Genomic DNA, 22,023 nt, shown 5'->3' with positions numbered 1-22,023 from the left:
GTATTAAAATCGGAATGACACCAATCGAGTAGGAAGCATGGGATTATTTCCCATGCTGTCCTCTCACACCACCGTACGTGCCGTTCGGCATACGGCGGTTCCTTAATAAACTTTACTGTCTAATGATGGTAATACATCGCGAAAGTAGGATAACCGGCTTTTAAGAGCCTTTCATCAGACATAGCTTCATGTATACAGGGACTTGCGGACATACGCCAATAGCCTTTTCGACTAAAAGCGGCTATTCGTACACGATTGACATCAGGGATAAGTTTCTTCAGATTACCATATCGTGTTCTTACTCGCTTCCAACTTTTCCATATACACATTCGGATACGTCGTCTGACCCATCCATCCAATTCACTCAATTTATTCTTGTAACAAGCAAGTTTAAAATAATTTGACCAACCACGAATGTACCAATGAAGACGTTGTTTCCGATAGTCATATCCCCAGCCATTACTGCGGCTAGTCAGTTCTCGTATCTTCGTCTTTAACTTCCTGAAGGTATCTTTATGAAGGTAGAATTGGCATTTACCATTACTACGACCAAATGAAAATCCAAGAAATTTAATATCACGCATGTGGGCTACTTGCGTTTTATCCTTGTTTATTCTCAAGAACAATTTCTTTTCTATGAAAGGGAGGATATGCTCGTAGGTTCTTTTCGCTGACTTGCGACTTTTGCAAAAAATTACAAGGTCATCGGCATATCTGACGAAAAGATGTCCTCGACGTTCTAATTCCATATCCAGCTCATTGAGCATGACATTGCTTAACAACGGGCTCAACGGACCGCCCTGAGGAACTCCCAACTGAGTGTACTCAATCTTGCCACCTGACATCACACCTGAGTTCAGATATTTATGGATAAGAGATATGACACGACCGTCTTTGACAGTGCGGGACAAGACCTCTATCAGCTTGGAGTGACTGACTGTGTCGAAGAACTTCTCCAAGTCCATATCTACCGTAAAGATGTAGCCGCCGCTAATGTATTCACCACACTTTCGTAAGGCATCGTGTGCGCTGCGATGAGGACGGAAACCATAGCTGCAAGGGGAAAATTGGGGTTCATAGAGAGGGACTAAAACCTGAGTAATAGCCTGTTGAATGACACGGTCGACTACCGTTGGAATACCCAATTCACGTTTCTTTCCGTTTGATTTAGGAATTGCAACCCGTCGTACAGGATTCGGTTTGTATGTGCCATCATAGATGGAACGAACTATGGAATGCCCGTGTTCCTTAAGATAGGCAAGGAGCATGTCGACACTCATTCGGTCTATACCACCACTGCCTTTATTACTCTTCACACGTTTATAGGCGGTGTTCAGATTCGAGGGCGATAGAATAAATTCCAATAATCCGTCTTTTCTACAAGTGAAAGTTGTAAGGGTGTTTTCAGTTATCCCCATGTAAGTCTGCATGCCAATCTTCGACGTGGGTTCCACCCCCGACTCCAACTGCGCGTCTCCTATGGATATGTTCTGCATTTCTTCTTGCATTAGGTAACTTTCATTTACTTACTTTATTAAGGTTCAGTCCTTCCCGGTTTTTTTTTTTTTGTTTCCGGTACTATGACCTCGGCTGACTTCTCACGATAAATCTTGTTTCAACCATTATAAAGACACTTGTTCATAATGTCCGTGAGACCTCCCCAGATAAGAACGTACGCTTTCATCTCATATATCTTCCGATTTTACATGATATACATTCGGATAGCTATGGGACTTTGCTTTGTATTGCAAGCTCGTCCAGTATATCAAGCCTTATAATCAGTTCCTGTTCGTAAGACCGAGAATTTGCCGCCAGCTTCCTTCAGATTCCACATCGCTATGGACACCCTTGCTATTGGCTAATGATTCCCACTATCAGGGTTCATTCGGGACTTACACCCTAGAGCGTACGCCCATGCTGGGCGTACAATAAAAAGGGCTACCTTCACAGGCAGCCCTTTTTCAGTTGTGTTTTTAATTCTCAATTCTTTAGACCAATGTAAAAAAAATACCTTATTGTGTTTAATATTTTAAAATCTCGACGCTTAAACTAAGGCTATTCGTCTTAGTAATTTCATTGTTTATTCAACATTACAAAGATATGGTCCACACAATTAACCACCAAATACTATTTTATCATTATATGATACTATTTCATCATAGGTTATTTGCCCATTCTGTAAATTAGTTTAAAATCATGTTTCAAACCCTAAAACGAGTACGTGCATATTTTTCACGATATTCGGTAGGAGTATTACCTTTTCGTCGCTTAAAAGCCCGATTGAAATTCGATAAGTTATTAAAACCGGATTTATAGCATATTTCTGCTATTGTATCACTTGTGTCGATCAGCCGGCAAACCGCTTCTGCTATACGAATGTCATTCAAATTGTCTATAAAAGTTTTTCCAGTCCACTTTTTCAAAAACCGGGTAAGTGACGCTTCGCTCATATTTATTAACGAAGCAAGTTCGGACAATAAGACCGGACGCTGATAATTTTCATGCAAAAACAACATGATCGTATCCAGACGGTCATTATCGATATTACTGAAGTTTTCTACGGTATTGACGGCATTTAACTTGCGCGCCTCTTCATCTAACGACAAGATCTTGAGTATTTCTATCAAGCGTAATAAATTGTGAAAAGAATCCGGCTTATCACTCGATAGCTTTTTCAATTCGGGCTGAATACGCAAAATCATTTCACGGCTAAAAACAAGACCGCATGAGGCTTTCTCAAACATATCTTTTATAGTCTTGAAATGCCGTTTGTTGATAAAGCTGTCAAACAGAGAGATGTGGAATTGGATCGTAATTTCGAGAATATCCGTACTCTGGCATTTGTGGTTGGAATAGGCATGCTTAGCTCCACCTGCTACCAATAACAGGTCAAGGTCCTCCATCTCCTCCACCGAATCACCAACAATACGGATCGCCCCACCGGCATTCTCCAGATAGTTCAATTCAAATTCCGGATGCACATGAAGCGGATAGGAAAAACTACGCTTAGGCCGTTGCATCACCAGAAAACAATCTTCTGGTGAAAGCGGCGTAATTTCTCTTAATACATCTACGGAACTCATAACGTTTACTGAATAAGTATTCTTGATATAACAGGACAGTGGTCCGAAGGATACAGATCGCCCAGGCTCTCGGTCAAAACGCCATGACGAAGGACTTTGATATTACCTTTTATAAAGATATAATCGATCCATGCACGTTCATCCAAAGGAATGCGTCCGTAATCGTGAAAGGTCCATTCAGGGCCATAACGCAAGGGTGCCAATGTACGGGTATGTGTCAAATGGCGCGGATCTTTTTCATCAGTCAGGACTTTTATGGGATCATCGGTTGGGACGGCATTAAAGTCGCCTGTTACAATCACCGGCAAATTCCCGGATAATTGCTTTACCTGCTCTAAAACCAGGGAAGCTCCTTCATGGCGGGCGACCTGTCCCACATGATCCAAATGGGTGTTCAGAAAGAAAAACTCTTTTCCTGATTCCTTATCTTTGAATATCGCCCAGGTGGCAACACGCTCACAAGCGGCATCCCAGCCCTTCTTGCCTACGGCATTCATATCCTCTGCCAGCCAGAAATTACCGCTTTTGACAACAGAGAAACGATCCTTTCTATAAAGGATAGGAGAATATTCACCTTTCGTCTTACCGTCTTCACGCCCCACCCCGACATAAGCATAGTCAGGCAAGCGGTCCAACAAGTCTGTCAGCTGGTTATTCAAAACTTCCTGTGCACCAAACATATCGACATCATAGAACTTAATCACATTGGCTGCCAGGTCTTTCCTGTATTCCCACCAGTTAGCCCCGTCGGATTTTGTACTCATCCGGATATTAAAGGACATCACATTCATTTCATTATCAGGATGTTTTGCTAAAGCCACATTCGTAGAGATCAAAAGGGCGAATAAATAGAGTAGAACTTTTTTCATATATGATTTATTTTAATTATCAAGATAATACACAAATATAAGGACTCTGATTTTATTAAACAAATTACGGAAAATAAAAAAGGGCTACCGAATTATCGGTAACCCTTCTCATTATTTATTCCGCATTTTACTCGTCGTCCCTGTCCATAGTATTGAAGTCTACGACATTCTTACGATTCGCAAAGATACGTTCGAACTCATCTTTAGCACCGACAACCAATTTGTCGAAATCACGCTGGCCTGTACCGGCAGGAATCAAGTGGCCGCAGATAACGTTTTCTTTCAAACCTTCCAGGCGATCCACTTTGCCATTGATAGCAGCCTCGTTCAGCACTTTCGTCGTTTCCTGGAAAGATGCAGCAGACATAAAGCTGTTTGTCTGCAAAGCAGCACGCGTGATACCCTGAAGAATCTGGTTAGCCGTAGCAGGAACCGCATCACGGACTTCTACCAGTTTCAAGTCACGACGTTTCAGCATACTGTTCTCGTCTCTCAATTTACGAACAGTCACGATCTGGCCGGCCTGCAATGTCTGAGAATCTCCCGGATCCGTCACAACTTTCTTGCCCCAGATACGGTCGTTTTCATCCATTACTTCCAGTTTATCAACCACCTGCTGTTCCAGGAAGCGAGTGTCTCCCGGATCGATGATTTCAACCTTACGCATCATCTGACGAACGATTACCTCGAAATGCTTATCGTTAATTTTCACACCCTGCAGACGATACACGTCCTGGATTTCATTAACGATATATTCCTGAACAGCCGTCGGTCCCATGATAGCCAGGATGTCAGACGGAGTAGTCGCACCATCGGACAGCGGCATACCGGCACGGATATAGTCGTTTTCCTGAACAAGCAACTGCTTGGACAGAGGCACCATATATTTCTTGACTTCACCCAATTTGGAAGTAACAGTAATTTCACGGTTACCACGTTTGATCTTACCGAAGCCAACTTCACCATCAATTTCAGAAACGACAGCCGGATTAGACGGGTTACGAGCCTCGAACAATTCAGTTACACGAGGCAAACCACCGGTGATATCACCTGCTTTACTTACTGCACGCGGAATTTTGACCAAAACCTCACCGGCCTTAACCATATCGCCCTCGTCTTTTACGACATGAGCGCCCAACGGCAATGAATAATTCTTCAGATAATTTCCGTTTTCATCCACAATGTGGGCAGCCGGAGCTTTTGTCTTATCCTTAGATTCGATAATGATCTTTTCCTTCAAACCGGTCGTTTCGTCACTTTCGACATTGTAAGTAACATTTTCAACCAAACTTTCGAATTCGATCTTACCGGAAACTTCCGAGACGATAACGGCGTTGAACGGGTCCCATTCGATGATAACATCCCCCTTCTTGATTGTATCTCCATTCTTGAAGAACAATTTGGAACCATAAGGAATATTGTGAGCCAACAATACGATCTTCGTTGTCGGATCGACAATACGAAGTTCAGCCAAACGGCTGACAACAACCTGGAATTTCTTACCGTTTTCTTCACTATCTACAGAGCGAAGTTCTTCGATTTCCAGAACACCGTCATATTTAGAGGTGATACTGTTTTCCGTTGCCACGTTAGAAGCGATACCACCGACGTGGAATGTACGCAGTGTCAACTGAGTACCCGGTTCACCGATTGACTGTGCTGCGATAACACCCACAACCTCACCTTTCTGAACCATCCGGTTCGTAGCCAGGTTACGGCCATAACATTTCGCACAAACCCCCTTCTTGGATTCACAGGTCAATACAGAACGGATTTCAACGCTTTCGATCGGAGAATCTTCGATCATCTTAGCAGCATCTTCACGAATTTCTTCACCGGCACGAACGATAACTTCACCTGTCAACGGATGAATGACATCATGAACAGAAACACGTCCCAGGATACGTTCACCCAAGCTGGCGATCACTTCATCGTTGTTTTTCAATTCCGTACAAACCAGACCACGCAATGTTCCACAGTCTTCTTCATTGATGATCACATCGTGCGACACGTCAACCAGACGACGAGTCAGATAACCGGCATCGGCAGTCTTCAAAGCGGTATCGGCCAAACCTTTACGAGCACCGTGAGTAGAGATAAAGTACTCCAACACTGACAAACCTTCCTTAAAGTTAGAAAGGATCGGGTTTTCAATGATCTGACCACCTTCTGCACCACTTTTCTGCGGTTTTGCCATCAAACCACGCATACCGGACAACTGGCGAATCTGTTCTTTAGAACCACGGGCTCCGGAATCCATCATCATATAGATAGAGTTGAAGCCGTCGTTATCAGCAGTCAACTGCTTCATCAAAGTGTCGGACAACTTGCTGTTGACATGTGTCCAAGTATCGATAATCTGATTATAACGTTCGTTGTTGGTAATGAAACCCATGTTATAGTTGTTCATGATCTGCTCAACTTCATCATAGCCCTCTTTTACCAAAACATCCTTTTCAGGCGGGATCAGAACGTCAGCCAGGTTGAAGGACAAACCACCCTTAAAGGCCATATAATAACCCAGATTCTTAATATCATCCAAGAACTGAGCCGTACGGGCAACACCGCAAGCCTTAATCACCTTACCGATGATATCACGGAGAGCTTTTTTACCCAATACTTCATTAATATAACCGACTTCTTCCGGAACAAATTCATTGACCATCAGACGTCCGACAGAAGTTTCGACCATTTTTCTAACCGGATTGCCTTCCTTGTCGATATCGTTCACATATACTTTGATCGGAGCGTGGATATCCACTTTCTTTTCATTATATGCAATCGTTGCTTCTTCCGGTCCGTAGAATACAAGACCTTCACCCTGTGTCCCCTTACGCATCTTTGTGATGTAATACAAGCCTAACACCATATCCTGGGAAGGAACGGTAATCGGTGCACCGTTAGCCGGATTCAGAATGTTATGAGAAGCAAGCATCAACATCTGTGCTTCCAATACAGCCTCATTACCCAAAGGCAAGTGAACAGCCATCTGGTCACCGTCGAAGTCGGCGTTGAATGCCGTACAAGCCAACGGGTGCAACTGGATAGCTTTACCTTCGATCAATTTCGGCTGGAATGCCTGGATACCCAGACGATGCAGTGTCGGTGCACGGTTCAGCAACACCGGATGGCCTTTCATTACATATTCCAAAATATCCCAAACCACGGGTTCCTTACGGTCAACGATCTTCTTTGCAGACTTAACCGTTTTTACGATACCGCGTTCGATCAATTTACGGATCACGAAAGGTTTATAAAGTTCGGCTGCCATATTCTTCGGCAGACCGCATTCATGCATTTTCAATTCAGGACCTACGACGATAACCGAACGGGCCGAATAGTCGACACGTTTACCCAACAGATTCTGACGGAAACGACCTTGTTTACCTTTCAAACTGTCGGAGAGAGATTTCAACGGACGGTTAGCATCAGTCTTAACAGCACTCGACTTACGAGAGTTGTCGAACAGAGAGTCCACCGCTTCCTGAAGCATACGTTTTTCATTACGCAAAATAACTTCGGGAGCCTTAATATCGATTAATCGTTTCAGACGGTTATTACGGATAATAACACGGCGATACAAATCATTCAAATCGGAAGTCGCGAAACGTCCACCATCCAGCGGAACCAACGGACGCAGTTCAGGCGGGATAACCGGTACCACCTTTACGATCATCCATTCCGGTTTGTTACGACCTCTGGATGCACGGAAAGATTCAACAACCTGCAAACGTTTCAAAGCTTCGTTCTTACGCTGTTGCGAACCGTCTGTGCTTGCGCGGTGACGCAATTCGTAAGACAAAGAGTCCAGATCCAGACGAGCCAGCAAATCATAAATAGCTTCAGCTCCAATCTTTGCGATAAACTTATTCGGATCCGTATCTTCCAGCATCTGGTTTTCCTTTGGCAGGTTATCCAGTATCTGCAAATATTCTTCTTCCGAAAGCAGGTCCAATTCAGCAACTGTGTCTACACAACCCGGCTGAATCACGACATACCGTTCGTAATAGATAATAGAATCCAGTTTCTTGGTCGGCAAACCTAACAAGTAACCGATTTTATTGGGCAGGGAACGGAAATACCAGATATGAGCGACAGGAACAACCAAGTGGATGTGTCCCATACGTTCGCGACGCACTTTTTTCTCTGTAACTTCTACCCCGCAACGATCGCAGACAATACCTTTATAACGAATACGCTTGTATTTACCGCAATGGCATTCGTAGTCCTTGATCGGACCGAAAATACGCTCGCAGAAAAGACCGTCACGTTCAGGTTTGTACGTACGATAGTTAATCGTTTCCGGTTTCAGAACTTCGCCACTGGAGTTTTCAAGAATCTCTTCAGGGGAAGCCAGACCGATGGTTATTTTTGAAAAGTTACTCTTTATCTTGTTTTCTTTTCTAAAGGCCATATTTTTTATTTATAAAGAGTTATCAATGAGTAAGCAGATGAGCCGGAGCCCATCTACTTATTGTTTTTGAATTAATCCAGAGTAAAGCTTAAACCAAGACCTCTCAGCTCATGCAGCAATACGTTCAGAGATTCGGGGATACCCGGTTGTGGCATCGGATCACCTTTCACGATTGCTTCGTAAGCCTTAGAACGTCCGACAACGTCGTCAGATTTGATCGTAAGAATTTCCTGAAGAACATGTGCAGCACCGAAAGCTTCCAGTGCCCAAACTTCCATCTCTCCGAAACGCTGACCACCAAACTGCGCCTTACCACCCAGAGGCTGCTGAGTAATAAGAGAGTACGGACCGATTGAACGAGCGTGCATCTTATCATCAACCATGTGACCCAACTTCAGGAAGTAAGTAACACCCACTGTAGCCGGCTGGTCAAAACGTTCACCGGTTCCACCGTCATACAAGTAACTCTTACCATAGCGGGGTAATCCGGCTTTGTCCGTCCATTCGTTCATATCATCCAAACTCGCACCGTCGAAAATAGGAGTAGCGAATTTAACTCCCATCGTGCGGCCCGCCCAACCTAACACAGCTTCAAAAATCTGTCCCAGGTTCATACGGGAAGGCACACCCAGCGGATTCAAACAGATATCGACCGGAGTTCCGTCTTCCAGGAACGGCATATCTTCCTGACGAACGATCTTGGAAACAATACCCTTGTTACCGTGACGACCGGCCATCTTATCCCCTACCTGGATCTTACGTTTCTTAGCAATGTAAACTTTCGCCATCTGAACAATACCCGTAGGCAGTTCATCACCGATTGTAAGGTCGAATTTCTTACGTCTCAGTTCGGCATCCAGCTCCTTATATTTCTTCAGATAGTTCAGGATCACCTGCTTGATAAGTTCGTTCTTATCGGCATCAGCGGTCCATTTGCTTACCTGAATAGCATTATAATCCAATTCTTCCAGAGCCTTGCGAGAGAACTTGGCGCCTTTCGCAATAATCTCCGTATTCATATAGTCTTTAACACCCTGAGAAATCTTGCCGTTTGTCAATGCCAACAGTTTGTCGACCAGCAAATTCTTCAGGTCAGCCATCTTCATTTCGTATTCCTCATCCAACTTAGGCAAAATAGCCTTGTCAGTCAGTCTGGATTTACGCTTCTTGATAGCTTTCGAGAATAAAGCAGTTTCAATAACTACACCACGAAGGGACGGAGTTGCTTTCAAAGAAGCGTCTTTCACGTCACCAGCCTTATCGCCAAAGATTGCACGAAGCAACTTTTCTTCAGGAGAAGGATCGGATTCGCCCTTCGGAGTAATCTTTCCGATCAAGATATCACCCGGTTCGATGCGAGCACCTACACGCACGATACCTCTTTCGTCCAAGTCCTTAGTAGCCTCTTCACTGACATTCGGGATATCGGATGTCAATTCTTCCATACCCCGTTTCGTTTCACGAACTTCCAAAATATATTCGTCAACGTGAACTGAAGTAAAGAAGTCTTCACGAACCATACGTTCGTTCAGAACGATAGCATCCTCATAGTTGTAACCTTTCCAAGGCATATATGCCACTTTGACGTTACGTCCCAATGCCAACTCACCATTTTGGGTAGAATAACCTTCCGTCAGGATATCACCGGCTTTCACACGCTGACCGCGGTGGCAGATCGGACGCAAATCGACAGTCGTACTCTGGTTAGTCTTGCGCCACTTCGGAATATTGTATGTCTTAACCGCATCTTCGAAGCTTACGAATTCTTCATCTTCCGAACGGTCATATTTGATCTTGATACAAGTCGCATCCACAAATACAACTTCACCTTCACGTTCGGCCATGATCTGAGTACGTGAATCGCGGGCAACCTGGGCCTCGATACCTGTACCGACGATCGGAGCATCCGTACGCAAAAGAGGAACTGCCTGGCGCATCATGTTAGATCCCATCAATGCACGGTTAGCATCGTCATGTTCCAGGAACGGAATCAAAGATGCCGCAATAGAAGCGATCTGCTGCGGAGCAACGTCCATCAAGTCAAGCTCAGCAGGAGGAACGACAGGGAAGTCAGCCTCAAAACGAGCTTTAACTCTATCGCGAATGAACTTACCGTTATCGTCCAACGGAGCATTTCCTTGGGCAATCGTCAATTCCTCTTCTTCCTCTGCTGTATAATATTGCAGACCTTCCTCTGAAAAGTCGACCTTACCATCCACTACCTTACGATAAGGGGTAGAGATAAAACCAAGTTCATTAATCTTCGCATATACACATAAAGAAGAGATCAAACCGATATTCGGTCCTTCAGGAGTCTCGATAGGACAAAGACGTCCATAATGCGTATAGTGTACGTCACGGACCTCGAATCCGGCACGTTCACGTGACAAACCGCCCGGTCCCAAAGCAGACAAACGACGTTTATGCGTGATTTCGGCCAGCGGGTTAGTCTGGTCCATAAACTGAGACAAAGCATTCGTTCCGAAGAATGAGTTAACGACAGAAGAAATAGTCTTCGCATTAATCAAATCGATCGGGGTAAACACTTCATTATCGCGCACATTCATACGTTCACGGACAGTACGTGACATACGAGCCAAACCAATACCGAACTGGTTATACAGTTGTTCGCCAACTGTACGTACACGACGGTTACTCAAGTGGTCGATATCATCTACAATCGCCTTCGAGTTAATCAACTCGATCAGATATTTGATGATCTCGATTATATCTTCTTTTGTCAGAACCTTAACATCATTGCTGGTAGTAAGGTTCAACTTCTTATTGATTCTGTAACGGCCAACTTCACCTAAATCATAACGCTTTTCAGAGAAGAACAGGTTCTGAATAACTTCACGGGCACTTGCTTCATCTGCAGGTTCTGCATTTCGCAACTGACGGTAAATATACAGGACAGCTTCCTTTTCAGAGTTACTGGGGTCTTTCTGGAGCGTATTATAGATGATAGCATAATCTGAAAGATTCTGGTCCTCGCGGTGTAACAGAATGTTCTGCGTGCCAGACTCCAGAATAGCCTCTATATTGTCGCTATCAAGAACCGACTCACGGTCGATGATAACGTCGTTACGTTCAATAGAAACAACCTCACCGGTATCTTCATCTACGAAATCTTCCACCCAAGTTTTCAAAACACGGGCAGCCAGCTTACGTCCGATCAGTTTCTTCAGGTTTGTCTTTGAAACTTTTACTTCTTCAGCCAGATTAAAGATTTCGAGAATGTCTTTATCGCTTTCAAAACCAATAGCTCTTAAAAGGGTTGTTACAGGTAATTTCTTTTTACGGTCGATGTAAGCATACATCACATTATTGATGTCAGTTGCAAACTCGATCCAGGAACCTTTAAAAGGAATGATACGTGCAGAATACAACTTCGTACCATTTGCGTGTGTACTCTGTCCGAAGAACACACCCGGTGAACGGTGCAATTGTGAAACCACAACACGCTCTGCACCATTTATCACGAAAGTACCTCTTTCCGTCATGTACGGAATGGGGCCCAGATATACATCCTGGATCACCGTATCGAAATCTTCGTGATCAGGGTCTGTACAATACAGTTTTAACTTCGCTTTTAAAGGCACACTATAGGTTAACCCGCGAGCGATACATTCGTCAATCGTATAGCGAGGCGGATCTATATAGTAATCTAAGAACTCCAACACAAAATTGTTACGTGTATCTGCTATCGGGAAATTCTCAGCAAATACCTTATACAATCCCTCCTTTTTTCTCTTTTCAGGAGGTGTGTCAAGTTGAAGAAAGTCTTGGAATGACTTCAATTGTACTTCGAGAAAGTCCGGATATGGGAACTGATTTTTGATCGAAGCAAAATTAACTCTTTGGTTTTCAGCTGTTGAAGACATCTAGTAAGGAATTTATTGAACTTATTGAAATTATAGACACAAAAAGGTTAAGAATCTCCTTTAAGGGAGACTCTTAACCAAATCACCTGATTACCAGGTTATAAATACTATTTAAGCTCAACTTCAGCTCCAGCTTCTTCCAACTGTTTCTTTAATGCTTCAGCATCAGCTTTAGCGATTCCTTCTTTGATTGCACTCGGAGCGCTATCAACCATATCTTTAGCTTCTTTCAAACCAAGACCTGTTAATTCTTTTACTAACTTAACGATAGCCAGCTTGTTTGCACCAGCTGCTTTCAATACTACGTCAAAAGAAGTTTTTTCTTCTGCAGCAGCAGCAGCGCCACCAGCAGCAGGACCAGCAACAGCAACAGCTGCAGCTGCAGGTTCGATACCATATTCTTCTTTCAGGATTGTAGCCAGTTCGCTAACTTCTTTTACGGTCAGGTTTACTAATTGTTCTGCAAAAGCTTTCAAATCTGCCATTTTTGTATGATTTAAATGTTTGTTTATCTGTGTAAATTAAAAAAATTATCTTTCTTCCAGAGTCTTCAACAGACCATGGATAGTTTGTCCTGATGACTGAAGAGCCGAGATAACGTTCTTCGCCGGAGATTGCAACAACATGATAACATCTCCGATAAGTTCGTTTTTGCTCTTGATATTTACTAAGGCTTCAAGATTTTCTGCACCTACATAGAAACTTTCCTGTACATAGGCAGCTTTCAATGCCGGTTTAGCAGGAGCATCTTTCTTAGCATCCTTAGTAAATTCCTTAATCAGACGAGCGGGAGCATTAGCAGTCTGTGAGAACATCACAGCCGTATTGCCTTTCATTGCAATCTGCAGAGGAGAGAAATCGCCCTCTACATTTTCCAATGCCTTTTTAAGCAAGTTATTCTTTACAACAACCAACTTGATATCATTCTTGAAACATTCCCGTCTCAATTTGCTGGTTTTCTCAGCATTCAATGCTTCGATATCAGTCAAATAAAAGTTAGGATATTCTTTAACGATCTCAGTCAGTTGACCTATAATTAAGCCTTTATCTTCCTTTTTCATTGTCCAATAATTTTAATTAGTTTTCTTCAACTGATTTGGGGTCAATTTTAATACCCGCACTCATTGTACTTGAAAGATAAATGCTCTTTATATATGTACCTTTAGCTGCAGACGGTTTCAACTTCAAAAGAGTTGAAATAAATTCCTTAGCATTGTCACGGATCTGATCGGGGTTAAAAGAAACCTTACCGATTGAAGTGTGAACAATACCGGATTTGTCTACCTTAAAGTCGATCTTACCTTGCTTAACTTCTTTCACTGCGTTTCCAATTTCATTGGTAACCGTACCACTCTTAGGGTTAGGCATCAAACCACGCGGGCCTAATACTCTACCCAGAGCACCGATCTTACCCATGATAGAAGGCATAGTGATAATAACGTCAATATCAGTCCAACCGCCTTTAATCTTTTCAATATACTCATCTAATCCAACATAGTCAGCACCTGCAGCAGTAGCTTCAGCTTCCTTGTCTGGTGTACATAATGCGAGAACCCGAACTTGCTTACCTGTTCCGTGAGGCAGTGAAACCACACCTCTCACCATTTGGTTAGCTTTACGAGGGTCAACACCTAAACGAACATCAACATCTACAGATGCATCAAACTTAGTAGTAGTAATTTCTTTTACCAAAGCTGAAGCTTCTTTCAATGTATATGCTTTCCCAGCTTCAATCTTGCCCAAAGCCAACTTTTGATTTTTTGTAAGTTTACTCATCTCAATTGAAGTTTATTAATTATTACCCGGGAATGTCCCTTTAACAGTGATACCCATACTTCTTGCTGTTCCGGCAACCATTCTCATAGCTGACTCGACAGTGAAGCAGTTCAGATCGACCAACTTGTCCTCTGCAATAGTTTTTACCTGATCCCAAGAGATTTCTGCAATCTTCTTACGATTCGGCTCAGCAGAACCACTCTTCTGTTTGGAAGCTTCCAATAACTGGATAGCAACAGGAGGAGTTTTTACAACAAAGTCGAAAGACTTATCGACATAGTAAGTAATTACCACAGGTAAAATCTTACCAGCCTTGTCTTGGGTTCTGGCATTAAATTGCTTGCAAAACTCCATAATATTAATACCCTTAGAACCTAAAGCGGGTCCTACTGGGGGAGAAGGGTTTGCTGCTCCTCCTTTAATCTGCAATTTGATTTGTCCAGCAACTTCTTTAGCCATTGTTTCTAAAATTTTTTAGATATATAACATCGATAACTTTCAAAGAAAGACCGTACTTTTCGTAACAAGAGTACTTATTCTTTCTCCACTTGCATATAACCCAACTCAAGCGGTGTTTTACGTCCGAAGACTTTTACCATCACTTTAAGCTTCTTTTTCTCGGCATTGACCTCTTCGATTACACCTGTGAAACCGTTAAACGGTCCAAAAGTGATTTTCACATTCTCGCCAACATAGAACTGGACATCCAGGTCATCCTGCTGTTCCTGCAATTCATCAACCGTACCTAAAATACGGCTCACTTCTGCCGGACGCAAGGGAACGGGGTTATCCGATCCGCCCAAAAATCCGATTACGTTAGGAATGTTTCTCAATCGATGAGCAACTTCTCCGACCAACGCAGCTTCAACCAACACGTAACCCGGCAAGTAAGCTCTTTCTTTCATTACTTTCTTACCATTACGCACCGTGAAAGTCTTCTCTGTAGGAATCAGCACCTGGTTGACATATTCACCCAGATCCGTATTCTTCAGCTCAGCCTCAAGGTACTCTCTGACTTTATTCTCCTTGCCACTAATGGCGCGCAGAACGTAAAATTTCTTTTGAATATCAGACATACTTTAAACTGATTAAAAGATTTTCTCGTAGAAGAAACGCATCACGCCTTCAAAGCCTAAATCAATAACAAAGATTAATGCCGCGATTATAAGGGAAGCAAACATAACAACCACAGCACTATTGGAAAGCTCTGTTCTCGTAGGCCAAGAAACTTTATAAACAAGTTCGTTATAAGATTCCTTAATATAATTAATTATCTTTTTCATCGAATCTATAGATTTTTAGCACGGAAGGAGAGGCTCGAACTCCCGACACCTGGTTTTGGAGACCAGTGCTCTACCGACTGAGCTACTTCCGTAAAATAGCCAGTCCTTAAAAAGACTGGCTATGTTTTATTTATTGAATTAGTTTTCTAATTCTGTGATCTGACCAGCACCAACTGTACGTCCACCTTCGCGGATAGCGAAACGAAGACCTACGTTGCAAGCTACCGGGTAGATCAGTTCAACTTCGATTGTAACGTTATCACCAGGCATTACCATTTCAGTTCCTTCCGGAAGTGTGATTTCACCTGTTACGTCCAATGTACGGATATAGAACTGAGGACGGTATTTGTTGTGGAACGGAGTGTGACGGCCACCTTCTTCTTTCTTCAGGATATAAACCTCAGCTTTGAAGCGAGAGTGTTCTTTAACCTGACCCGGATGGCAGATTACCATACCACGTTTGATTTCGTTCTTGTCGATACCACGAAGCAACAGACCTACGTTGTCACCAGCTTCACCCTGATCCAGCAATTTACGGAACATTTCAACACCTGTAACAACAGATTTCTTTCCGTCAGCACCCAGACCGATGATCTGAACTTCATCACCAACTTTCACGATACCAGTTTCGATACGACCTGTAGCAACTGTACCACGACCAGTGATAGAGAATACGTCTTCAATAGGCATCAAGAAAGGCTTGTCAACTTCACGCGGAGGCAGCGGAATCCAAGTATCGCAAGCTTCCATCAGTTCCATCACCTTATCTTCCCATTTTGCATCACCGTTCAAAGCACCCAGAGCAGAACCACGGATGATAGGAGTGTTATCGCCGTCGAAATCGTAGAATGAAAGGAGTTCTCTCATTTCCATTTCAACCAGTTCCAACATTTCTTCGTCGTCTACCATGTCACATTTGTTCATGAAAACAACCAATCTCGGAACGTTTACCTGACGAGCCAACAAGATGTGCTCGCGAGTCTGAGGCATAGGACCATCAGTAGCAGCAACTACGATGATAGCACCGTCCATCTGAGCAGCACCAGTTACCATGTTCTTTACGTAGTCGGCGTGACCCGGACAGTCTACGTGAGCATAGTGACGGTTTGCAGTCGAATACTCTACGTGAGAAGTGTTGATAGTGATACCTCTTTCTTTTTCTTCAGGAGCGTTGTCGATTGAGTCGAATGAACGCAGTTCTGAAAGACCTTTCTTTGCCAATACTGTTGTGATAGCAGCTGTCAAAGTTGTTTTACCGTGGTCAACGTGACCAATCGTACCAATGTTAACATGTGGTTTCGATCTGTCAAATTTCTCTTTTGCCATAACTTAATTGTTCTTTATTTGATTAATGATCATGTTCTAAAATATCATTTGAGCCGGTGCCGAGACTTGAACTCGGGACCTCTTCCTTACCAAGGAAGTGCTCTACCGCTGAGCTACACAGGCAATAAATAAGAGCGGAAGACGGGGCTCAAACCCGCGACCCTCAGCTTGGAAGGCTAATGCTCTATCAACTGAGCTACTTCCGCTTGTTAATTAAAAATTGAAAGTTGAGAATTGAAAACTACTTGTAACCTTAATTTTCAATTTTCCATTTTCAATTGTAAGTGGGCAGTGATGGATTCGAACCACCGAAGTCGAAAGACAGCTGAGTTACAGTCAGCCCCATTTGGCCACTCTGGTAACTGCCCAATAAGTCGACAGTTGAGAATTGACAGTTGACAGATAAAACAGGAAAGCGACATAAACTGTCAACTGTCAACTTTCCACTATCAACTATTTCGAGCCTCTTGTCGGATTCGAACCAACGACCCCGAGATTACAAATCACGTGCTCTGGCCAACTGAGCTAAAGAGGCGAGCCTGCTTCAAAAAGCAGCCGTTTCGTCACCAAGGCGAAACGGCTGCAAATTTAGGCATTATTTCTTATATACCAAATTTATCTACCGTTTTTTTTATTTGGCTCTGATTTTTTCCTTGAATTTAACCAACTGTTTCTCCAATGCTTCTACGCATTCGTCCACCGATTCTTCAAAAGTGTCATTCACCTTTTCGGCAAAACAATCTCCATTTTTAATAATCAACCGGATAGCTGCTTCTTTATTCTTTGCAGATTCAGGTTTTACAACCTTTAAACTGACTTCTGCCGATATAATGCCGTCGAAATATTGTTCCAACTTAGACACTTTCTTCTGAATAAACGCTTCTAACTGATCAGTTGCGTCAAAATGGATTGCTTGAATTCTAATGTTCATAATAAACCTCCTTCTTTTTGTGCTCTTGGATGAGCATGATACACTTTTTTTAATTCCTCAAAGGTTGTATGTGTGTAAATACTGGTGGAAGCCAGACTGCTGTGTCCGAGTAACTCTTTCACGGCATTCAACTCCGCTCCATTATTCAACATACTTGTTGCAAACGAATGTCTTAATACGTGGGGACTGCATTTTGCCAATGTCGGAATGTCCGAGAGTTTCTTTTTTACTACCGTATAAAGAATACCTGTGGACAATTGTTCTCCGTTTTTCCGGACAAAGAACCATCCGCTTCCTGCGCCAACTTCACGATTTCGGACTTCAGTGTATGCAAGCATCAAGTTTTTTAATCTTTCTGCAAAAGGAATCAACCGCTGCTTGTTACGCTTACCTGTCACCTTGACCTGCATGGCGTCAAAATCGATATCGGTATCTTTCAATCCGACTAACTCCGAGCGCCTCACCCCGGTGTCATAAAGCATTTCAAGAATCAGACGATCCCTCACACCTTCAAAATCCTCATCAAACCCATCTCCATCCAGCAATTCTTCCATATCCTTCTCTTTTACAAAAGTGGGTAACGGCTTCTTTGTCTTCGGACCGGTTACAAACCGTAACGGGTTTACAGAAACAAATCCCTGTTTCATAAGGAATTTAAAAAAAGATTTCAAAGAACTCAATTTCCGGTTGACAGACACGGGCGAAATCTTGTTATCCAAAAGAGAGATAATCCAATTCCGTACAATATCCGTATCAACTTCCTCCGGCACAAATGCGCCTTCTTTCTTCTCTTTTACAAAATCTTCGAATTGCTGCAAATCTTTGGAATAAGCATCAATCGTATATTCGGAATAATTCCGCTCATACCGAAGATAATCTAAAAATGAATCAATCTGCACATTCACGTTGCATCAACTTTTATGCAACGAAAATAGGAATAAGAATCCAATAAAACAAGCCTGGCAGATAGATTTTGTATTTTTATTCTTCTACCTGCTGTAATTGCTGAACGTAAACAGCACGCATCGTTTGTTTTCTCTTTGTTACAGAGGGTTTTTCGAAAGCCTGACGGCCTCTCAATTCTTTTACCACACCTGTTTTTTCAAACTTTCTTTTGAATTTCTTCAGCGCCTTTTCAATGTTTTCGCCTTCTTTCAATGGAACTACGATCATAATTTAATTTTATTATATTGTTTAATTACTATATCCACAAATTGGGCAGCAAAATTACTGATTGTTTCGGGATTAGCAAAACTTTCCGTAAATATTTTTCAGAAATCCTCCATACGAAAAGGTGGATAAGCAATCCCTTTTTCGGTTATAATCGCAGTTATCAAGTCGTGAGGGGTTACATCAAAAGCCGGGTTATAGGCTTTCACTCCTTCGGGAGCCATCCGCGAAGCATACCACATATCCGTGATTTCTTCGGGATGCCGTTCCTCGATCACGATCGAACCCCCATCGGGGCAATTCAAATCGATGGTAGATGCCGGGCCCAATACATAAAAAGGAATACCGTAATGACGGGCCAGGATCGCCACCCCCGAAGTCCCGATCTTATTAGCCGTATCGCCATTTGCCGCCACCCGGTCGCAACCGACTACGACAGCCTGCACCCAACCTTTTTGCATGACGATCGAGGCCATATTATCGCAGATCAGGGTAACATCCACACCGGCCTTATGCAATTCGTAAGCCGTCAGGCGCGCACCCTGCAACAGCGGGCGCGTTTCATCGGCAAACACCTTAAAGCCATATCCGCGTTCCTGGCCCAGATAAACCGGAGCCAAAGCCGTCCCATATTCCGACACCGCCAGATGACCGGCATTGCAGTGTGTCAGGATGCCCATTCCCGGACGCAGCAAGGACAGGCAGTTCTCCCCTATCCTGCGACAGGCAGCCGCATCTTCCGCCCGGATCGCTTCCGACTCGTCACGCAGCAGTTGCAGGATTTCCGGAACAGACGCCATCGGATGGGCGGCCACGACTTTTTCCATCCGGTTCAAAGCAGCAACCAAATTGACCGCAGTCGGACGGGAAGAGGCCAGGTAATTTTTAATCCGGAGGAACTCACTGTAGAAGCCATCGTAAGCGTTTGCCGCAATCTGCCGGCAGCAAATATAAATGCCATAAGCCGCAGCTATCCCGATAGCCGGCGCCCCGCGTACCTTTAATTTATATATAGCATCCCAAACCTCTTCCGGCGAAGAAAGAGAAACATACACTTCACATCCCGGCAAGCGGGTCTGATCCAGAATAATCACGGAACTACCATCTTGGCTCAGACGGACTGTCTTCAAATCGGTTATATTGGTATTCATCTTTTATAATGTATAAGCATAATCAGGCACATAAAAAAAGATATTTGCCGGGAAAACCGCACACAATCTTCGGCCAATCTGGATTTTCGCGAGCGGTTAATCGTTTGCCGACAATTGTCGGCAGGCCTGTCGACATCTGTCAGCAGACTTGTCGACAATCGTCAGCAGACCTGTCGACAATTGTCGGCAGGCAAATCTTTCCGTGCGAAGATACAAAATAATGCCGTTCATACGATTGGTTATTAGCAATCTATTTTACAAAATCTTTTACCGGAGGTTGAGGTCTATCACAGGAAATTTAATAACTTTGCCATATTAGTAATGTTGACAAAAAACAAAATGCGATGAAAACAAACATTCCTGAACGCATTGCCGCCTTAAGGGAAGCAATGAAGCAGCATAAAATCGATGCTTATATCATTCCGACTTCCGACCCTCACATGAGTGAATATCCCGCTGACTGCTGGAAATACCGCGAATGGATTTCCGGATTTACAGGTTCGGCCGGAACAGTTGTAATCACAGCCGACAAAGCCGGGCTTTGGACCGACTCCCGCTATTTCTTGCAAGCCTCCACCCAATTGGAAGGGACAGGCATCGAGCTTTTCAAAATGATGTTGCCCGAAACCCCGACAATCCCGGAATTTCTGGCACACGAACTTGAAGAGGGACAGACCGTCGGACTTAACGGCGAAACATACAGCCTGGCAGATGCCCGCACACTGGAAAAATCGCTGGCGGAAAAAGAGATCAAACTGAACACTAACGTTTCGCTGATCGATCCGATCTGGAAAGAACGTCCGGCCATTCCGGAAGCTCCGATGTTTGAAATGCCGGTCGAATTAAGTGGAAAATCAGTCGAGGACAAACTACTCGAAATCAATAAAATGTTGCATAAAGCAGGAGCCGACTGCACCATTCTCTCCGCTTTGGACGAAGTGGCCTGGACTTTCAATATCCGGGGAACGGACGTTGCATATAATCCGGTCGTCATCAGCTACGCATTCGTTTCCGAGAAGGAAAGCGTACTGTTCGTTAATCCGAAGAAACTGCCTGCCGAAATAGCCGGGCATCTGAAGAAAGAAGGGGTAACGCTGGCCGATTACGGCATGTTGGCGACATTCCTGTCACGACTGCCTGAACGGACCCGGGTGTTTATCGACAGCAAACGGACAAATGTGGCCATCTACAATGCTCTGCCTGAAAGCAGCATCCTGATAGAAGGTATCTCGCCCGCCAACCATCTGAAAAGTATCAAAAACGAAACCGAGATAAAAGGGTTCCGCAACGCTGTCCTGAAAGACGGTATCGCCATGACCAAATTCTATTTCTGGCTGGAAAAGATGCTTAAGGCCGGAGAAAAAGTAACAGAGCTGAGTGCCGCCGCCAAGTTGACGGCTTTGCGTGCCGAACAGCCCCAATATGTCATGGATAGCTTTGCCAGCATATCCAGCTACGGCCCGCACGGGGCAGTCGTACACTATTCTCCAACTCCCGAAACAGATACGGAACTGAAAACGGACAGTTTGTACCTGCTCGACTCCGGAGCTCAATACTTGGACGGGACAACCGACATCACCCGTACGATCGCCCTTTGCGACGAGCCGAGCGAGCAGATGAAGAAAGACTTTACCCGCGCCCTGAAAGGTACGATCGGAATTGCCAAATGCAAATTCCCCGCAGGCATACGGGGTTGCCTGATCGATGCGTTCGCCCGCAAAGCCTTGTGGGATGCCGGCATCAACTATCTGCACGGAACCTGCCACGGCATCGGCCATTGCCTGAACGTGCATGAAGGACCGCAAAGCATCCGCATGGAAGAAAATCCGGTGATCCTGGAACCGGGCATGGTGATGAGTGACGAACCAGCCATGTACCGCCCCGGCGAATATGGTATCCGTACCGAAAATATGATCCTGATCCGTGAAGACAGTGAAACGGAATTCGGAAAGTTCCTCGGTTTCGAGACATTGACATTATGTTACATCGATACGAAACTGATTATCCCGTCCATGCTCTCCGTACGCGAACATGCCTGGCTGAACAAATACCACCAGATGGTATACGACTTGGTAAGCCCGCATCTGAACGAAGAAGAGAAGGCTTGGCTAAAAGAGAAAACAGCAGAAATCTAAT

The 22,023-nt window shown here is 43.9% G+C and carries 17 protein-coding genes and 5 tRNA genes; 1 reads left to right on the top strand and 21 read right to left on the bottom strand.

Going from position 1 to position 22,023, the window contains the following annotated elements:
- Nucleotides 1–119 precede the first annotated feature (119 nt).
- From ltrA to mtnA, 21 genes are all read right to left on the bottom strand, one after another.
- Nucleotides 120–1,508, bottom strand: coding sequence for a group II intron reverse transcriptase/maturase (gene ltrA, locus ACPYIV_RS20625; protein ID WP_425884878.1), 1,389 nt, complete (start codon nt 1,506–1,508; stop codon nt 120–122).
- A gap of 693 nt (nt 1,509–2,201) precedes the next feature.
- Nucleotides 2,202–3,083: an AraC family transcriptional regulator gene (locus ACPYIV_RS20620; RefSeq protein WP_301704792.1), complete on the bottom strand. Its 882-nt coding sequence runs from the start codon at nt 3,081–3,083 to the stop codon at nt 2,202–2,204.
- 5 nt (nt 3,084–3,088) lie between these two features.
- Nucleotides 3,089–3,952 carry an endonuclease/exonuclease/phosphatase family protein gene (locus ACPYIV_RS20615; protein ID WP_293732081.1) on the bottom strand — a complete coding sequence of 288 codons (864 nt, stop codon included), beginning with the start codon at nt 3,950–3,952 and terminating at the stop codon, nt 3,089–3,091.
- A 127-nt stretch (nt 3,953–4,079) separates the two neighbouring features.
- Nucleotides 4,080–8,366: a DNA-directed RNA polymerase subunit beta' gene (gene rpoC, locus ACPYIV_RS20610; protein ID WP_300762487.1), complete on the bottom strand. Its 4,287-nt coding sequence runs from the start codon at nt 8,364–8,366 to the stop codon at nt 4,080–4,082.
- 71 nt (nt 8,367–8,437) lie between these two features.
- Nucleotides 8,438–12,250, bottom strand: coding sequence for a DNA-directed RNA polymerase subunit beta (gene rpoB, locus ACPYIV_RS20605; RefSeq protein ID WP_293739698.1), 3,813 nt, complete (start codon nt 12,248–12,250; stop codon nt 8,438–8,440).
- Nucleotides 12,251–12,357: 107 nt separating this feature from the next.
- Entirely contained in the window at nt 12,358–12,735 is a 378-nt protein-coding gene (rplL, locus tag ACPYIV_RS20600) for a 50S ribosomal protein L7/L12 (RefSeq protein ID WP_005854220.1), read from the bottom strand.
- Nucleotides 12,736–12,780: 45 nt separating this feature from the next.
- Nucleotides 12,781–13,311, bottom strand: a complete 531-nt coding sequence (gene rplJ / locus ACPYIV_RS20595) for a 50S ribosomal protein L10 (RefSeq protein WP_293739699.1) — start codon at nt 13,309–13,311, stop codon at nt 12,781–12,783.
- 16 nt (nt 13,312–13,327) lie between these two features.
- A complete protein-coding gene (rplA, locus tag ACPYIV_RS20590; protein WP_115497852.1) occupies nt 13,328–14,026 on the bottom strand; it encodes a 50S ribosomal protein L1 in 699 nt (232 codons plus the stop codon).
- Between the two features lie 15 nt (nt 14,027–14,041).
- On the bottom strand, nt 14,042–14,485 hold the full coding sequence (rplK, locus tag ACPYIV_RS20585) for a 50S ribosomal protein L11 (protein WP_293739700.1): 444 nt from the start codon (nt 14,483–14,485) through the stop codon (nt 14,042–14,044).
- Nucleotides 14,486–14,559: 74 nt separating this feature from the next.
- Nucleotides 14,560–15,102 (bottom strand): transcription termination/antitermination protein NusG, encoded by a 543-nt coding sequence (gene nusG, locus ACPYIV_RS20580; protein WP_293739701.1) that lies wholly within the window; start codon nt 15,100–15,102, stop codon nt 14,560–14,562.
- A gap of 12 nt (nt 15,103–15,114) precedes the next feature.
- Nucleotides 15,115–15,309, bottom strand: coding sequence for a preprotein translocase subunit SecE (secE, locus tag ACPYIV_RS20575; protein WP_005637138.1), 195 nt, complete (start codon nt 15,307–15,309; stop codon nt 15,115–15,117).
- 19 nt (nt 15,310–15,328) lie between these two features.
- Nucleotides 15,329–15,401, bottom strand: a tRNA-Trp gene (locus tag ACPYIV_RS20570).
- A gap of 46 nt (nt 15,402–15,447) precedes the next feature.
- Complete coding sequence (gene tuf, locus ACPYIV_RS20565; protein ID WP_303025298.1) at nt 15,448–16,635, bottom strand: elongation factor Tu; 1,188 nt, start codon at nt 16,633–16,635, stop codon at nt 15,448–15,450.
- A gap of 51 nt (nt 16,636–16,686) precedes the next feature.
- Nucleotides 16,687–16,758 (bottom strand) — tRNA-Thr (locus ACPYIV_RS20560).
- 10 nt (nt 16,759–16,768) lie between these two features.
- A tRNA-Gly gene (locus tag ACPYIV_RS20555) sits at nt 16,769–16,841 on the bottom strand.
- 79 nt (nt 16,842–16,920) lie between these two features.
- A tRNA-Tyr gene (locus ACPYIV_RS20550) sits at nt 16,921–17,003 on the bottom strand.
- Nucleotides 17,004–17,096: 93 nt separating this feature from the next.
- Nucleotides 17,097–17,170 (bottom strand) — tRNA-Thr (locus ACPYIV_RS20545).
- 96 nt (nt 17,171–17,266) lie between these two features.
- Nucleotides 17,267–17,566, bottom strand: a complete 300-nt coding sequence (gene hpf, locus ACPYIV_RS20540; protein ID WP_293732481.1) for a ribosome hibernation-promoting factor, HPF/YfiA family — start codon at nt 17,564–17,566, stop codon at nt 17,267–17,269.
- Complete coding sequence (locus ACPYIV_RS20535; RefSeq protein ID WP_293732484.1) at nt 17,563–18,465, bottom strand: tyrosine recombinase XerC; 903 nt, start codon at nt 18,463–18,465, stop codon at nt 17,563–17,565. Before ACPYIV_RS20535 ends, hpf begins: the two co-directional genes overlap by 4 nt.
- Nucleotides 18,466–18,547: 82 nt before the next feature.
- A complete protein-coding gene (rpsU, locus tag ACPYIV_RS20530; protein WP_293732480.1) occupies nt 18,548–18,739 on the bottom strand; it encodes a 30S ribosomal protein S21 in 192 nt (63 codons plus the stop codon).
- A 98-nt stretch (nt 18,740–18,837) separates the two neighbouring features.
- Nucleotides 18,838–19,887 carry an S-methyl-5-thioribose-1-phosphate isomerase gene (mtnA, locus tag ACPYIV_RS20525; RefSeq protein WP_293732479.1) on the bottom strand — a complete coding sequence of 350 codons (1,050 nt, stop codon included), beginning with the start codon at nt 19,885–19,887 and terminating at the stop codon, nt 18,838–18,840.
- Between the two features lie 344 nt (nt 19,888–20,231).
- Here mtnA and ACPYIV_RS20520 point away from each other — a divergent pair, with 344 nt between their 5' ends.
- The gene (locus ACPYIV_RS20520; RefSeq protein ID WP_301703962.1) at nt 20,232–22,022 is read left to right on the top strand and encodes an aminopeptidase P family protein; all 1,791 of its coding nucleotides are present in this window, start codon (nt 20,232–20,234) and stop codon (nt 22,020–22,022) included.
- The last annotated feature ends 1 nt before the right edge of the window (nt 22,023 follow it).

Origin of the sequence: Parabacteroides vesiculifaciens (genome assembly GCF_049860805.1) — a bacterium.
Taxonomy (GTDB): Bacteria; Bacteroidota; Bacteroidia; order Bacteroidales; family Tannerellaceae; genus Parabacteroides.
Note: the sequence above shows the minus strand (reverse complement) of the source record. Positions and strands in the feature narration are given on the sequence as shown.

Coding starts and splice junctions, on each gene's coding strand:
- ltrA (WP_425884878.1), bottom strand. CDS start 1,508: ATGCAAGAAGAAATGCAGAACATATCCATAGGAGACGCGCAGTTGGAG.
- ACPYIV_RS20620 (WP_301704792.1), bottom strand. CDS start 3,083: ATGAGTTCCGTAGATGTATTAAGAGAAATTACGCCGCTTTCACCAGAA.
- ACPYIV_RS20615 (WP_293732081.1), bottom strand. CDS start 3,952: ATGAAAAAAGTTCTACTCTATTTATTCGCCCTTTTGATCTCTACGAAT.
- rpoC (WP_300762487.1), bottom strand. CDS start 8,366: ATGGCCTTTAGAAAAGAAAACAAGATAAAGAGTAACTTTTCAAAAATA.
- rpoB (WP_293739698.1), bottom strand. CDS start 12,250: ATGTCTTCAACAGCTGAAAACCAAAGAGTTAATTTTGCTTCGATCAAA.
- rplL (WP_005854220.1), bottom strand. CDS start 12,735: ATGGCAGATTTGAAAGCTTTTGCAGAACAATTAGTAAACCTGACCGTA.
- rplJ (WP_293739699.1), bottom strand. CDS start 13,311: ATGAAAAAGGAAGATAAAGGCTTAATTATAGGTCAACTGACTGAGATC.
- rplA (WP_115497852.1), bottom strand. CDS start 14,026: ATGAGTAAACTTACAAAAAATCAAAAGTTGGCTTTGGGCAAGATTGAA.
- rplK (WP_293739700.1), bottom strand. CDS start 14,485: ATGGCTAAAGAAGTTGCTGGACAAATCAAATTGCAGATTAAAGGAGGA.
- nusG (WP_293739701.1), bottom strand. CDS start 15,102: ATGTCTGATATTCAAAAGAAATTTTACGTTCTGCGCGCCATTAGTGGC.
- secE (WP_005637138.1), bottom strand. CDS start 15,309: ATGAAAAAGATAATTAATTATATTAAGGAATCTTATAACGAACTTGTT.
- tuf (WP_303025298.1), bottom strand. CDS start 16,635: ATGGCAAAAGAGAAATTTGACAGATCGAAACCACATGTTAACATTGGT.
- hpf (WP_293732481.1), bottom strand. CDS start 17,566: ATGAACATTAGAATTCAAGCAATCCATTTTGACGCAACTGATCAGTTA.
- rpsU (WP_293732480.1), bottom strand. CDS start 18,739: ATGATCGTAGTTCCATTGAAAGAAGGCGAAAACATTGAAAAGGCGCTG.
- mtnA (WP_293732479.1), bottom strand. CDS start 19,887: ATGAATACCAATATAACCGATTTGAAGACAGTCCGTCTGAGCCAAGAT.
- ACPYIV_RS20520 (WP_301703962.1), top strand. CDS start 20,232: ATGAAAACAAACATTCCTGAACGCATTGCCGCCTTAAGGGAAGCAATG.